We start from the raw sequence: 13,705 nt of genomic DNA on the forward strand, positions 1-13,705 counted from the left end.
AAATATTTAGAAGTACTTGACGGCTTGCAGCCAGAAGCGGCCCGCCGCATCGGGGGCGGAAGTCGCCTTGGCATTGCCCAGCTTGTGCGCGTAATATGCCTTCAGGACGAGCGCATTGGCGCCCGTCCACGTCACGCCCACGCCCGCCCCGCTCAGGGTGCGGCGGTTCTCGCCGGCGCTCCAGGCATCGCGGTTCAGCTTGACGGTGCCCGTGTCGGCAAACGCCAGCACCTGCAGTTGGCCGGGAAAGGCCGTGAACGCCGTCACGTTCTGGCGCAATTCCAGATTCAGCACGTAGCCCTGGTCGCCATACGCCTCGCCGCCCGGGTAGGCGCGCACGCCGCCCACGCCGCCGATGCCCATCTTTTCAGAGACATCGAGGTTTTTCGACGCCGCCTGGCCGCTGATCACGCCGAACAAGCTCGTCTCGCCGCCCAGGCTTTGCACGCGCGCCGCGTTGAAGGCGAGCTTGTTGAAGTGGCCGTTGCTCTTCACCGTCAGCTGGTCGATCAGCAAGGCTACCGGCGTCTCGATGTCGATCTTACCCGTGGTAAAGGTCAGCGAATAGGTGCTGACGCCACCGCCGCCCCAGCCATCCTTGCCGTCGCCGTTCAGATTCAGCATCCACACCCTGGCCTTCTTGTCGTTGACGCTGCCCGTCGATTCCGTGCGGTCCTGGAAAGTCTTGTCGTCATAGCTGAGCTGCGCATACAGGTTGTTGCCGCGCGAGCGGATCAGCGGATAACTGCCATAGGCGCTGGCGATCTTCGCCGTGCCCTTGGCGTCGAGCACGGCAAATTCCTTGCCCAGCTTGTAGTCCATATAGGTGTAGGCGCCGCCCAGGCGCAGCAAGCCGGCCTGCCCCTGGTAAGCCAGGCGGCCGTAGTTCAAGCCATCGGCCGACGTAAACGCGCGCATGGTGGCCACGTCGCCTATGCCGGCCAGTTCATTGATGTTCAGGGTGGCGCCGATACGGTTGCGGCCCGTGTAGCGGTTGCCCTGGTTGTCGAGGTCGATGCTGCCGTTGAAACGCGAGCCAGGCTGCACGTCGACGATCAGGTCGGACGCGCCCAAGGACGCGCCCGGCGCCAGGGTCGAGCTGACCTGCACGCCGGGCAAGTCCGACAGCAGCAGCAAGCGCCGCTCGAGCGGCGGCGTGGAGATCACTTGCCCGTCCAGGCCGGCCAGCATGCTGCCGGCCAGGCCGTCTGACAGATTGCTCCGGTTGCGCAGTTGCACCTGGCCATACTGGCCCGGCAGCACGTGAATGGCGACGACGCCATCGTGGATGTCTTGCGCGGGCAGATACGCCTGCGCGAGGAAATAGCCGCGGTTCTGGTAATAGCTGGCGATGTTGGACGCCATGGCGCGCAGTTCGCCCAGGGTCAGCTCGCTGCCCGGGACAAACCCCGTGGCGGCGACCAGTTCGCTCTCGGTGAAGACGGGTGGCGCCGTGATCTGCAGGCGCTGCACGGTGATGCGCGTGGTATCGCCCACCGTGGTGGCCGGCACATTGCCCTGCTGCACGCGGATGGCGGGCGGCGCTTTCGGCAACTGGGGCGCGGCGGGAATCTGCTGCAACTGACTGCCGGAGCTGGGGGGATCGACGGCCCAGGCGGTCTGTATCAGCGCCAGCAAGGTCAATGGAAGTAATGTGGTGTTCAAGGTCATCCTTTCAGGCGGCGCGCCCGCGCCAGGCAGGCCGCTTCCGGCTGTACCAACGGGCAATACAAGAGCTGGAAGACTAAATATTCTTTTGATATTAATGTTAAATATCACATCAATTGGAAAATAAAGTTCCCACCAGCAACATTGCACTATTTTAGCGCGTCATGAAAAGAGAAAAAACCTATCCGGGGGCTGATTTACTCCATTGCTGCCGCCAAAGCACGGGCAGTGCCAACATCACCAAATTCGCGTCAAAATGCGCATTTCCACTAAGAAATTCGTTGGCTTTCCGCAACAAAATTCCCGTCACATCACTACCTGAATGCTACTTGCACAGTGAAAATATTTGCATTAATAATAACTTATTGATATTGTCGCAATATAAAACAATGTTATTATTTTGAGCATATTAATTCTCTTTCTATGACACAATTTCTTGCGCCACGAGAGCATGTAACATTCTTGCAAAAATGAATTGCCAATGAATTAATTTTTGTGGTGAAAGCGATTGAAGCGTATCGGCGTGACCGCCAACCGGCATGCCGGGCACGGAGCCGACATGCCGTCTGGCGGCGAAGAGGAAGAGAAGTCGCAGGAACTTACCTGGACAGCACGTATTTCGCCAGGGTGGCCGCATCGGCTACACTGAGCTGGCTAAATGGCGGCATGGGCACGGGTCCCCATTTGCCGGCGCCGCCACTGCGGATGTTGGCCGCCACGGCGGCGACGCCATCCTTGCCCTTGTACCTGGCGGCCACCTCGGCAAAACCCGGGCCGACCACCTTCTGGTCGAGCGCGTGGCAAGCCATGCAGCCGTTCGCCGCCAGCAAGCTTTTGACATCCTTGCCGCTGGCGGCCGGGACAGCCGCTGCCACGGGTTTGGCGACGGCGGCGACAGGCTGGGCGGCGCCCCGCTCCGCGCCATAGGTTTTCACCAGATAATCGACCATGGCCGGCATATCCGCGTCGTCAAACTGGGCGCCGAACGGCTTTTTCATCTTCTTGACGGTCGCTTCCCAGTAGGCGCGCGGCGAGGCGGGCGGCTGGCTCGATGCATACTGGGCCGCGTGGCACGTCATGCAGTTGCGCTGCACCAGCAGGTAGCCAGGCAATTCGCTGGGTTTGTAGGTCGCCGTTTCCGGTGGCAAATGGATCTCCAGCGCACACGCGCCGCCCGCCGCCGACAGTGCCAGCGCGGCAAGTAATATCTTCATATGGTTCTCCTCAGACTGCGTCGATGCGCGTGGTTTCCACCACGTTGCGCATATAACCCATGGGATTCCACAGGGCTTTCATGGGCTGGCTCTGGCCGATGCGGTTGACGGCGCGCACCATCAGCACGTGCCTGCCCTTGCGCGGCGCCTTCATGAGCATCGTCCACTCGCGGAACGAAAAGCGTCCCAGGTCCTTGCCCAGCCTGGCTTCCTGCCAGGTCTGGCCGCCGTCCACCGAGACGGTCACCTCGCTGATGCCCTGGCCGCCATCGAAAGCGATGCCGCGCAGGGCCAGGTCGCGCCCCGCCTTCACTTGCGCGCCATCTTGCACGCTGGTGATGAAGGAGCGCACGTTGAGGCGGCTGATCGGCGTCGTCTTGCCCACGGGCGCGCCCGGCTCGATGAATCCGGAGCCATTGTCGGGAATGCGGTAGCCCGTGCTCATCCAGAAGCCGTCGAAGGGCTTGTCGAGCACGGTGATGTCGCTCAAGTGCTTGACCCAGTAGGTGCCGTAATACCCTGGCACGATCAGGCGCAGCGGGTAGCCATTGAGGAAAGGAATGTCCTCGCCATTCATGGCCCAGGCCAGCATGACGTCGCCGGTCATGATGTGCTCGACGGACAAGGCTTTCTGAAAGTCGGGGCCGTCGCCCACGGGCGGCGTTTCCAGGCCGTTGAAGGCCACTTGCACGGCATTGGCCGCGATGCCGGCCTTTTCCAGCACGGTTTTCAGGGGAATGCCCGTCCAGCGGGCATTGCCCATGGCGCCATTGCCCAGCTGCCCGCCATTCGCGCGGGGCGCGAAGAAGCCGCGGCTATTGCCTGAGCATTGCGTGACGGCCACCACGTCGACGGGCTCGGCCAACTGTTTCAGTTGCGCCAGCGACAGTTCCAGCGGTGTTTTGACGAGGCCGCCAATGCGCAGCCGGTAGCTGTCGCCGTCTATGCTGGTGGGCAAGCCGCTCCAGTGGTAGCGCACGAAAAACGCGTCGTTGGGCGTGATCGCGCCCTCGTTGAACACGCTGAACGGCGTTTCCAGCTGGGGCGGACGGCTGGTCAGCAGGATCAGCGGGCGCTTCTGCGGGAAGGCCACCAGTTCGCGCTCGCCATTTTCAAACGGCAAAGTGACGGAGGCGGCAAGCGCCGGGCCCGCCGCCGCGGCGGCGCCCAGGGCGGCCGTCGTGCGCAGGAAGCGGCGCCGGCTGGCAGGCGACAAGGTCGTGTCAGACATGTTTAAGCTCCACTTTGGTGTCGGCGGGGGCGCCGCCGTCGCGGTCGTCGTTGACCAGCTTCTTGATGTAATACATGACGCTCATGATGACCACGCTCAGCAGACCGAACCAGAACGACACGCGCTGCTCCGTATCGGACGACACGCTCATGGCGCCCAGAATCACCAGCATGGCGAAGATGGTGAAATACGTCAGATAGGGAAACAGCCACATGCGCACCTTGATGCGTTCCGGGCATTCGCGTTCCAGGCGGCGGCGCAAGCGCAATTGAGAGATCGCAATGAGCAGGTAGACGAACAGGATCAGGATGCCGTAGGAATTGACGATGAAGGGGAACACCAGGTCGGCCGACACATACGAAACGGCAATGGCGAAGTAGGCGAACAGGGTGCTGAACAGGATGGCGCGGATCGGCACGCCGTTCTTGCTCAGCTTGACCAGGCCCGTCGGGGCGTCGCCACGGCGCGTCAGCGCGAAGATCATGCGCGACGAGGCGTACAGGCTGGAATTCAAGGCCGACAACACCGCCGTCAGGATGATGGCGTTCATGATGTGGGCCGCGTACGGGATGTTCATGACGGTCAGGGCGCTGACGAAGGGCGTGGCGATGGCCGGCGAATCCCAGGGCACGATGCAGACGACGACGAACATGGAACCGACATAGAACATCAGCACGCGCGTGACGACGGAATTGGTGGCGCGGGCGATGGCCTTGGCCGGGTCCGACGTTTCGGCGGCGGCGATGGTGACGATCTCGGCGCCCGAATAAAAGGCCGTGGCGGCGACGGCGCCGCTGAGCACGGGGCCCCAGCCGTGGGGCATGAAGCCGCCGTTGCTGGTCAAAAAGCCCAGGGTCGGTATGCTGTTGGGCAAGCTGCCCGTGATGAACAGGGCGCCGACAAACAGGAAGACGATGATGGCGACCACCTTGATCGAGGCGAACCAGAACTCGAATTCGCCAAACGCCTTCACCGAGAACAAATTAAGCACCGTCATCGACACGAGCAGCACCAGGCTGATCGCCCACGACGGCACGTCGGGCAGCCAGAAGTTGACCAATTTCGCACCGGCAATGGCTTCCAGGGCCACGACGACGACCCAGAAATACCAGTACATCCAGCCGCTCATGAAACCGAGGAATTTCGAGACCTTCGGCTTGTCGTCGAAGGCCAGGCGCGCATATTCGTAAAAGGAGCCGACCACGGGCAGGGACGAAGCCAGCTCGCCCAGCATGCGCATGATCAGGACGACCAGGCCGCCCGTGAGCAAGAAGGAAAGGATGGCGGCCGGGCCGGCGGCCTTGGCGATGACGCCGCTGCCGACGAAGAGGCCGGCGCCGATCACGCCGCCGATGGCGATCATGCTCATGTGGCGTTGCTTCAGCGAGTGCTGCAAGCCCGTGTTGTTGTGGTTGTCGCTAATCATTTTTGTCTCCTAGTAATATCTGAAGCTCGGTGCGCCCTGGCCTGCTGCGGCTCTGTTTCTGCCGCGCGGCTTTGTTTTATTTGAGCAACACCGTCAAGCAGCATCGATACATCATCAAATCAGTCTGGTTGGCTGCATGCCATAAGTCAATCTGGAAATGCAGCGGCCCGGCGCGGCGCCCAAGGGGCAAGCGCGCTGGAGGATACGTACGGGGTATGGCGGGTTACTACGGGTTAAAAAAAGGAGCGGCGGCAACACTTGTGGCGTGCGCGCCACTCCCGGGAACGTCTTACACCTTGCCCTTCCATGGCACGAGGGTACGTTCGAGGTAACGCATCATCAAATCAAACAGGAAAGCGAAGAAGCCGATCACGATAATGCCCATGATCACCACGTCGCTGGCGAGGAACTCGGAAGCGCTCAGCACCATGTAGCCGAGGCCGCGTGTGGCCGCCACCATTTCGCCTGCCACCAGGGTGGTCCAGCCCACGCCGATGCCGATGCGCATGCCGGTGAGGATTTCCGGTATCGCGGCGCGCAGGATCACGTGCACGATGACCTGGAAACGCGTGGCGCCCATCGAGTAGGCCGCGTGGATTTGCTCCAGCGACACGGAGCTGACGCCGGCGCGGGCCGCGATGGCCATCGGCGCGAAGATGGCCAGGAAGATCAGGTAGACCTTCGAAAACTCGCCGATGCCGAACCAGATGATAACCAGTGGCAAGTAAGCCAGCGGCGGCAGCGGGCGGTAAAACTCGATCAAGGGATCGAAGATGCCGCGTGCCACGCGATTGACGCCCATCATCACGCCGACGGGAATGGCGAACAGGCAAGCCAGGCCAAAGGCGCCGAACACGCGCACCAGGCTGGCGACCGTGTGTTCCCACAGGGTGGCGCCGCCGAAACCGGTGGTGGCCGCCATGATGAATTTTTCATAGACGGCTTGCGGCGAAGGTAAAAACAAGGGTTTCACCATGCCGCTGGCCGTCACGGCTAACCACAGCAAGAGCACGGCGATGACGGTGACGGTGGCGATGCGGCTGGAATTGCCCTGCCCCGGCGCGCCGAACGCTTCGCCGGGCATGGCGCAGCGGGGGGCGAACAGGCGGCCAAAAAAGCCGGCGCGCTTGGCGGTGGTGGGAGGAAATCCCGCGACGGATGGGCTATGCATGGGACACCTCCAGCTCTTTATTGACGGCGCGCTCGTCGCCATAAATGATGTTGAGCACCGTTTCGCGCATCTTGATGAAGTCCGGGCTCGATTTCACGGCGCGCGCATCGCGGCATTCGAGGAAGCGTTTGTTGAAATCGAGTTCATACGTGTGCGTGATGCGGCCCGGACGGGGCGACATGACGATCAGCCGGTTTGCCAGGAACAGCGCCTCGTCGACGCTGTGGGTAATGAAGAAGAACATGGTGCTGGACTTGGCCCAGATATCGAGCAGCAATTCCTGGATGGTTTCGCGCGTCAGCGCATCGAGCGCCGCCATCGGTTCATCCATCAGCAGCATGGCCGGGTTGCAGGTCAGGGCGCGGGCGATGCCCACCCTTTGCTGCATGCCGCCCGACAACTGATAAATCATATTGTCGTGGAAGTCCTTCAAGCCCACGAGCGCCAGGTTCTTCGCCGCCTGTTCGCGCCGCACGGCTTTCGGCACGCCTTGCAGCTTGAGGCCGAATTCCACGTTTTCCATCACGTTCAGCCACGGCAGCAAGGCGTGTTTCTGGAACACGACGCCACGGTCGGCGCCCGGCCCTTCCACCTTGTTGCTGCCCAACATGATTTCGCCCTTGGACGGGGCGATAAAGCCCGCCATCAGACTCAGCAAGGTGGTCTTGCCGCAGCCGGAGGCGCCCAGCGCGACGACGAAGTCGCCGCTATTGATCGTCAGATTGATATTGTTTAAGGCATGTACGCGTTCACCGGCCGTCTTGCCCGGATAAATCACGCTGACATCCTTGACGTAGAGATTTTCCATCATGTGCCCCGCATAGGTGTAGTCACTTCAGTTCAACGCATTCTGTTCAGTCGGCGCGCCCGCAGGCGCGCCATCGCACAACGTTTACTTCAGCAGGCCGGCGGCCTGTGCATACCTGGGTGTCACATATTTGGCGTAATCGGGCGCCAGGGTGTCGATCTTGCCTTCGCCCTTCAAAAATTGCGCCGTGGCCAGCAAGGCTTGCGCCACGCCGCCCTTCGCGCCGCCACCGAGCCAGGCCGGCGAAGCCTGTTCCTGCAGCGAGGGGTAGGCGTACAGGGCCACGGAAGCGGCCACGTCCTTGGCGGCCGCGCCCGAATGCTTGACGTTGGCTTTCACTTGCGGCGAATCGATGGTCCACGCCTTCGGATTGGCGCGGTAGTCGGCGTCGGCCGCGGCCATCACCTTGACGAACTTGGCCATGAAGTCGGCGTTCGCTTCGCCCCAGGCGCGCTCGACGGCCATGCCGTCAAACGTGGCCTTGCCCTTCTTGCTCAGTTCGCCGGAGGTGACCAGTACCTTGCCGTTTTGCTTGAGCTTGCTCAAGGCCGGGTCCCACACGAAGGCGGCGTCGATGTCGCCCCGTTCCCACGCGGCGGCGATCTGGTTCGGCTGCATGTTGAGCAATTTCACTTCCGCCGGCTTGATGCCCCACGTTTCCAGCGCGAACATGGTGTGGAAATGCGTGGTGGAAACGAAAGGCACGGCGATCTTCTTGCCGCGCAAGTCGGTGGGCTTGCTGATGCCGGCGCCGTTGCGGGCCACCATCGCTTCGGCTTCATTGATGTCGTCGATGATCCAGAACAGCTGCAGGTCGACGCCGCGGCTGACGGCCGCCGTCAATGGGCTGGAGCCGATGACGCCGATCTGCACGTCGCCGGACGCCATGCCCGTGGCCACCTTGGCGCCCGAGTCGAACTTGCGCCAGTTGATTTTATAGCCGGTGGTTTTTTCCACTTCGCCGCTGGCGATGGCCACCAGGAAGGGACCGTTGATTTCCTGGTAGGCGATCGTCACTTCCTTGCCTTGCGCTAAGGCGGTAGCGCTGGAGGCCAGGGCGACGCCCAGCACCAGGGTGCCGAGGACGGCGCGGCGCATCGTTGAAAATACCGTGGTTTTGCTCGTAATCGTGTTCATGTCTCACTCCAAGTTTATTGTTATGTGTGAACGTGCGGGCAATCTCATCCTTGCGGATGGCGCCGCTGGTTGCTCTTTGTCAACCATACGGCGGCTTAGTACGGCTACTGCTATTACTATTTAAAACACTTCATCCTTCAAGTGATACCAGCGGTACAGGAAGCGCTGGCCCAGGCGGCGGAACGGGGCGAACGCTTGCGACTCGACCAGTTCCATCATGTTGGGATACGGCAGTTTCGAATTGAAGATCGGCAAGCCCGTTTCGCTGGCCTTGCCGGCGATGCGCTCGGCCATGCGCCGGCCCGCCTGCGCCGAATACATGACGCCGTTGCCGCCGTAACCGAGCGAATAGAAGATCGATTGCTTCGGGTCCGGCTGCACGATGCGCGGCATCATGTCGTGGCTGACGTCGACCCAGCCCCACCACGAGTAATCGATGGCGATGCCGGTCAAGGCGGGGAACTTGCGGTGCAGATCGTTGATCAAAAACTGTTTGTACTTGTCGTCCGGCGCGTCGGCGCCCGTGATGGCGCTGCGGCTGCCGATCTGCACGCGGTTATCCGGCATCAAACGGTAGTAGTGGCGCAAGATGCGCGTATCCGTGATCACCTGGTGGGTGCGGAAATTGCACGCCTCGATTTCCGCGGGAGTCAGCGGGCGCGTGACGAGCGAGTTCGACAGGATCGGCAGCAAGCGGTTCTTCACTTGCGGATGCAAATGGGGCGAGGTGTAGCCGCCCGTGGCCACGGCCACGGAACGGGCGCGCACCACGCCGCCCGGCGTTTGCAGATAATGCACGCCGTTGCGCGTTTCCCAGCCCATTACGGGGCTGGACGGATGCACCTTGGCGCCCAGCGCGCGCGCCTTGCGCAGGTAGCCGAAGGCCAGCTTGCCCGCGTGGATGCCGATGCCTTCCGGCTCGTGCAGCGCGCCGGCCGCTTCCTTGTCATCGACGAATTCGCGCTTGACGGTGTCGGCGTCGAGGATGCGGGCGTCATACTTGAATATCTCGCGCATCACCTTGGCTTCTTTTTCCAGCGCGGGCATGGCTTTCGCCTTGTGGGCGATGTACAGGTGGCCGCCCGGCTGCGGGTCGCAATCGATGTCGGCCGTGATCTTCTTGAACGTTTCCATCGCGTCGCACACCTCCGTGTGCAATTTGAGGGCGGTTTCCAGGCCATAGCGGTCTATCCACTGCGAACGCTTCAGGCGGCCCGTCGTGCACTGGGCCTGGCCGCCGTTGCGCGTGCTGCAGCCCCAGCTGACCCGGTTCGCTTCCAGCACGGTGGCCTTGATGCCGTGTTCCTGGGCCAGAAAGATGGCGCAGGACAAGCCCGTGAAGCCGGAGCCGATGATGGCCACGTCGACGTCGATGTCATGCGTGATGGGGCCGTCGTCGGCGGGCGGCTCGCCGGCCGTGCCGATCCAGTAGGTGGGCGCGTAGGCATTGCCATGGCCGGGGCGCTGGGCCACCAGGGGATCGAAGGCGGGATCGTAGGGCGTGCGGGCGGCAGTGCTGTTGCCCAGTACGTCAGATGGGGTGTCGACAGGTTTGTTCATGGTCATTCCTGGTGAACGTGCTGGCTCAGGCGGCTTGCTTGGCCGTGGCGACCGGTGGGCGGTCCTTGCGGAAGGCGTTCTTCACGGCGATCTTGCCGTCGCGGAAAGTGAAAATGTCGACCATGCGCGCTTCGATGCGCGTGCCGTCCGCCTTGGTGCCGGCAAAGGTCGACTCCGTCACGCCGCGCTCACCGCTGACGAAGTGTTCTGGATTGAGCCAGGCGGCATCGGGGAAGGTTTGCCAGGCCAGCTCAAAGCCGGCGCGCACGGCATCGCGGCCGATGAAGCTCTTGCCCAGCAAGTCAGGGCCGGCGACGGCGTGGAATTCGCAGTCGTCCGCCATGGCGGCCATCAGGGCCTCGATATCGTGACGGTTCCAGGCATCGCCGAACGCTTGCAGGAAGTCGGTGGTGACGGCATCGGTAGTTACGCGTGTGTTCATTTCTGTCTCCGTAAATCGTTTTTGATACGCTGCGTTCCGTTTTTTGTCTTTTATTGAATTTAAGCCTTAAGCATGGCCTTGTCAAATCAAATAATTCAAAAAACGGGACGCCTTGTATTCTTTAATGAAATTATGATGCTTTCGTGACAATCTGTGAGAATTTGGTCACAGCCCACTCCCACAGGCTGTCTTACTTAAACATAGTCTTTGTACTTGTCCAGGTGACGGATCGGCTTGCTCAGCGCATCGCGGCGGAACGGGTCGCCCAGCTCGCGCGTGCACATGATTTCGATGATGGTCGTCTTGCCTTCATTCATCTGCATGTCGATCGCCTTTTTCAAGGCCGGGCCCACGTCTTCCAGCTTGTCGACCGTGATGCCTTCGGCGCCCATGGCCCGCGCGATCTCGGCAAAGCTCTGATTGTCGAGCTCGCCGGCAACGAAGCGGCGGTTGTAGAAATCCACCTGGTTTTTCTTTTCCGCGCCCCACTGGCGGTTGTGGAATACCACGGCCGTGACGGGGATGCTGTGGCGCACGCAAGTCATCGTTTCCATCAGGCTCATGCCCCAGGCGCCGTCGCCCGCATACGACACGGCCGGACGGTGCGGCGCCGCCACCTTGGCGCCGATGATGGTCGGGAAGGCGTAGCCGCAATTGCCAAAGCTCATCGCCGCAAAGAAGCTGCGCGGCTTCTCGAAGCGCAGGTAGCTGTTCGCCACCGAGTTGATGTTGCCGATGTCGGTCGACACCATCACGTCTTCCGGCATGGCTTTTTCCAGCTCGCGCAAGACCTGGCGCGGGTGCAAGTAGTTGCCCGGCTCTTTCTTCTGCTCTTCGATCATGTCCAGGCTGTACGCATCCTTTTCATGGGTCCAGTTGGTCAGCTCCTCTTCCCACGCCGCCTTCTCGGCCTGCACGGTGGCATAGCGTTCTTCGCGCGTGGCGTCGCAGTCGAGCTGCTTGCCGTCCAGGCGCGCCAGGATGGCCTTGGCGGCCGCCTTGGCGTCGCCGCAGATGCCCACCGAAATCTTTTTGACCAGGCCCAGCATCTTGTTGTCCGCGTCGATCTGGATGATTTTCGCGTTCTTCGGCCAGTAATCCATGCCGTGCTGCGGCAGGGTGCCGAACGGTCCCAGGCGCGAACCCAAGGCGACGACGACGTCGGCCTGGGCGATCAGTTTCATGGCCGCCTTGGAACCCTGGTAGCCGAGCGGGCCGCACCACAGCGGGTGGCTGGCGGGGAAGGAGTCGTTGTGCAGATAGCTGTTCACCACCGGTGCGCCGAGGCGCTCGGCCAGCGCCTTGCATTCGTCGATGGCGTCGCCCATGACCACGCCGCCGCCGGAAATAATCACGGGGAACTTGGCCTTGGCCAGCAGTTCGGCCGCATCGTTCAGGCTTTGCTCGCCGCCGGCGCCACGGTCCAGGCGGTTCGGTTTCGGGATTTCTGCCTTGATTTCGCCATAAAAATAGTCGCGCGGGATGTTCAGTTGCGTCGGGCCCATTTCCGACATGGCGCGGTCGAAGCAGCGGCCCGTGAATTCGGCCATGCGGGCCGGATTGGTCACGTGGCCCTGGTATTTGGTGAATTCCTCGAACATCGGCAGCTGGTTCGCTTCCTGGAAGCCGCCCAGGCCCATGCTCATCGTGCCCGTCTCCGGCGTGATGATCACGACGGGCGTGTGCGCCCAGTAGGCGGCGGCAATGGCCGTGACGCAATTGCTGATGCCGGGGCCGTTCTGGCCGATGACGACGCCATGGCGGCCCGAGACGCGCGCATAGCCGTCGGCCATGTGGCCGGCGCCCTGCTCGTGCACGACGGGAATCAATCGGATGCCGGCGGGGGCGAAGATATCCATCGGGTCCATGAAGGCCGAGCCCATGATGCCGAACATGTCGGTCACGCCATTGGCGGCCAGGGTTTCCACGAACGCTTCGGACGGCGTCATCTTTTGCGGGCCGGTGGGGATGGCCGCTGCGGCGGCGGCTTTTTGCTCGGTCATGTCATTCATGGGTGTCTCCTGGTCTGTAGTGATGAACTTAAGCTAAATTATCAAAAAACGGTATATTTTGTTCCGAAATTTGATATACAATTCAATTTAAGCGTTCGGCATGTAAAAGTCAAACAGAATTTCGAGGAAACGGTACAATTTGAGTTCGAAAATGAAATAACACACCGATACCACACCGAGGCCACCATGGACATGATTTCATCCCCAAAACTTGAGCCGGAAAAACTGGAAGGCGACACGCCCACGATGCGTTTGTTTGCCTTGCTGGAAGTGATTGCCGAAAAAGACCAGTTGCTGTCGCTGCAAGCGCTGGTGGAAGAAACGGGCCTGCCGAAGCCCACCCTGCACCGCATGCTGCAACAGCTGGAAAGCGTGGGCGTGCTGCAGCGCGAAAGCGATGGCCGCCACTACAGCACGGGCGTGCGCCTGCGCCGCCTCGCGTCTAACCTCTTGATTAACAATACGTTCCATGGCGCCCGCCGCATGGTCTTGCGCCAGCTGGTCGAGGAAGTGGGCGAAAGCTGCAACCTGACGGCCTTCAGCGGCAGCGAGGTGGTGTACCTGGACCGGGTGGAAACGGCGGCCCCGCTGCGCTTCTATCTGCATCCCGGCTCGCGCGTGCCGGCCCACTGCTCGTCCAGCGGCAAGCTGTTCCTGGCGCAAATGACGCCCGTGCAGCGGCGCCGCCTGCTGGGCCACATGGAATTGACGCGCTTTACGGACAAGACGGAAACGGACCCCGTCAAGCTGGAACGCGAACTGGAACTGGTGCGCCGCAACGGCTATGCGCTGGACGACGAGGAATTCCTGCCCGGCCTGCTGTGCGTGGCCGTGCTGGTGCCAAACCCGAACGGCCGCTCGAACCTGGCCGTGGCGATCCAGGCGCCCATCATCCGTTTGACGCACGACAAGGCTTTACATTTCTTGCCAGCATTGCAACGCGCCGCGCAAGCCCTGGCCGCCATCGAATCGGAAACCATGCCGACGACGGGCGGGGACGACGACGCATTGCAAGCAGGTAATTCATAACCGCTGC

At 61.8% G+C, this 13,705-nt stretch carries 11 protein-coding genes; 1 reads left to right on the forward strand and 10 read right to left on the reverse strand.

What is annotated here, in order from left to right; genetic code table 11:
• Positions 1-6 precede the first annotated feature (6 nt).
• From J0O65_RS15845 to xsc, 10 genes are all read right to left on the reverse strand, one after another.
• A complete protein-coding gene (locus tag J0O65_RS15845) occupies positions 7-1,671 on the reverse strand; it encodes a ShlB/FhaC/HecB family hemolysin secretion/activation protein (protein WP_215408140.1) in 1,665 nt (554 codons plus the stop codon).
• A gap of 596 nt (positions 1,672-2,267) precedes the next feature.
• On the reverse strand, positions 2,268-2,882 hold the full coding sequence (gene sorB / locus J0O65_RS15850) for a SorB family sulfite dehydrogenase c-type cytochrome subunit (RefSeq protein WP_215408142.1): 615 nt from the start codon (positions 2,880-2,882) through the stop codon (positions 2,268-2,270).
• A 10-nt stretch (positions 2,883-2,892) separates the two neighbouring features.
• Positions 2,893-4,113, reverse strand: a complete 1,221-nt coding sequence (sorA, locus tag J0O65_RS15855; RefSeq protein ID WP_215408143.1) for a SorA family sulfite dehydrogenase catalytic subunit — start codon at positions 4,111-4,113, stop codon at positions 2,893-2,895.
• On the reverse strand, positions 4,106-5,539 hold the full coding sequence (locus J0O65_RS15860) for an amino acid permease (RefSeq protein WP_215408145.1): 1,434 nt from the start codon (positions 5,537-5,539) through the stop codon (positions 4,106-4,108). The genes sorA and J0O65_RS15860 overlap by 8 nt, the downstream gene beginning before the upstream one ends.
• Positions 5,540-5,828: 289 nt before the next feature.
• On the reverse strand, positions 5,829-6,623 hold the full coding sequence (locus tag J0O65_RS15865) for an ABC transporter permease subunit (protein ID WP_243858333.1): 795 nt from the start codon (positions 6,621-6,623) through the stop codon (positions 5,829-5,831).
• A 79-nt stretch (positions 6,624-6,702) separates the two neighbouring features.
• Positions 6,703-7,518, reverse strand: a complete 816-nt coding sequence (locus J0O65_RS15870; protein WP_086139478.1) for a taurine ABC transporter ATP-binding protein — start codon at positions 7,516-7,518, stop codon at positions 6,703-6,705.
• 84 nt (positions 7,519-7,602) lie between these two features.
• Positions 7,603-8,655 (reverse strand): taurine ABC transporter substrate-binding protein, encoded by a 1,053-nt coding sequence (gene tauA / locus J0O65_RS15875; protein WP_215408149.1) that lies wholly within the window; start codon positions 8,653-8,655, stop codon positions 7,603-7,605.
• Between the two features lie 120 nt (positions 8,656-8,775).
• The gene (locus tag J0O65_RS15880; protein WP_215408151.1) at positions 8,776-10,215 is read right to left on the reverse strand and encodes an NAD(P)/FAD-dependent oxidoreductase; all 1,440 of its coding nucleotides are present in this window, start codon (positions 10,213-10,215) and stop codon (positions 8,776-8,778) included.
• Between the two features lie 25 nt (positions 10,216-10,240).
• Positions 10,241-10,657, reverse strand: coding sequence for a nuclear transport factor 2 family protein (locus J0O65_RS15885; RefSeq protein WP_215408153.1), 417 nt, complete (start codon positions 10,655-10,657; stop codon positions 10,241-10,243).
• Positions 10,658-10,851: 194 nt separating this feature from the next.
• Positions 10,852-12,660, reverse strand: a complete 1,809-nt coding sequence (gene xsc / locus J0O65_RS15890) for a sulfoacetaldehyde acetyltransferase (RefSeq protein WP_251373814.1) — start codon at positions 12,658-12,660, stop codon at positions 10,852-10,854.
• 201 nt (positions 12,661-12,861) lie between these two features.
• On the opposite strand from xsc, the gene J0O65_RS15895 reads away from it, so the two are divergent.
• On the forward strand, positions 12,862-13,698 hold the full coding sequence (locus J0O65_RS15895; protein WP_369811606.1) for an IclR family transcriptional regulator: 837 nt from the start codon (positions 12,862-12,864) through the stop codon (positions 13,696-13,698).
• Positions 13,699-13,705: the final 7 nt, after the last annotated feature.

Source organism: Janthinobacterium sp. JC611 (assembly GCF_018682595.1).
Classification (GTDB): Bacteria; Pseudomonadota; Gammaproteobacteria; order Burkholderiales; family Burkholderiaceae_D; genus Janthinobacterium.

Excerpts from the sequence above, each read along its gene's own strand:
- J0O65_RS15845 (WP_215408140.1), bottom strand. The coding sequence starts at position 1,671 with ATGACCTTGAACACCACATTACTTCCATTGACCTTGCTGGCGCTGATA.
- sorB (WP_215408142.1), bottom strand. The coding sequence starts at position 2,882 with ATGAAGATATTACTTGCCGCGCTGGCACTGTCGGCGGCGGGCGGCGCG.
- sorA (WP_215408143.1), bottom strand. The coding sequence starts at position 4,113 with ATGTCTGACACGACCTTGTCGCCTGCCAGCCGGCGCCGCTTCCTGCGC.
- J0O65_RS15860 (WP_215408145.1), bottom strand. The coding sequence starts at position 5,539 with ATGATTAGCGACAACCACAACAACACGGGCTTGCAGCACTCGCTGAAG.
- J0O65_RS15865 (WP_243858333.1), bottom strand. The coding sequence starts at position 6,623 with ATGCCCGGCGAAGCGTTCGGCGCGCCGGGGCAGGGCAATTCCAGCCGC.
- J0O65_RS15870 (WP_086139478.1), bottom strand. The coding sequence starts at position 7,518 with ATGGAAAATCTCTACGTCAAGGATGTCAGCGTGATTTATCCGGGCAAG.
- tauA (WP_215408149.1), bottom strand. The coding sequence starts at position 8,655 with ATGAACACGATTACGAGCAAAACCACGGTATTTTCAACGATGCGCCGC.
- J0O65_RS15880 (WP_215408151.1), bottom strand. The coding sequence starts at position 10,215 with ATGAACAAACCTGTCGACACCCCATCTGACGTACTGGGCAACAGCACT.
- J0O65_RS15885 (WP_215408153.1), bottom strand. The coding sequence starts at position 10,657 with ATGAACACACGCGTAACTACCGATGCCGTCACCACCGACTTCCTGCAA.
- xsc (WP_251373814.1), bottom strand. The coding sequence starts at position 12,660 with ATGACCGAGCAAAAAGCCGCCGCCGCAGCGGCCATCCCCACCGGCCCG.
- J0O65_RS15895 (WP_369811606.1), top strand. The coding sequence starts at position 12,862 with ATGATTTCATCCCCAAAACTTGAGCCGGAAAAACTGGAAGGCGACACG.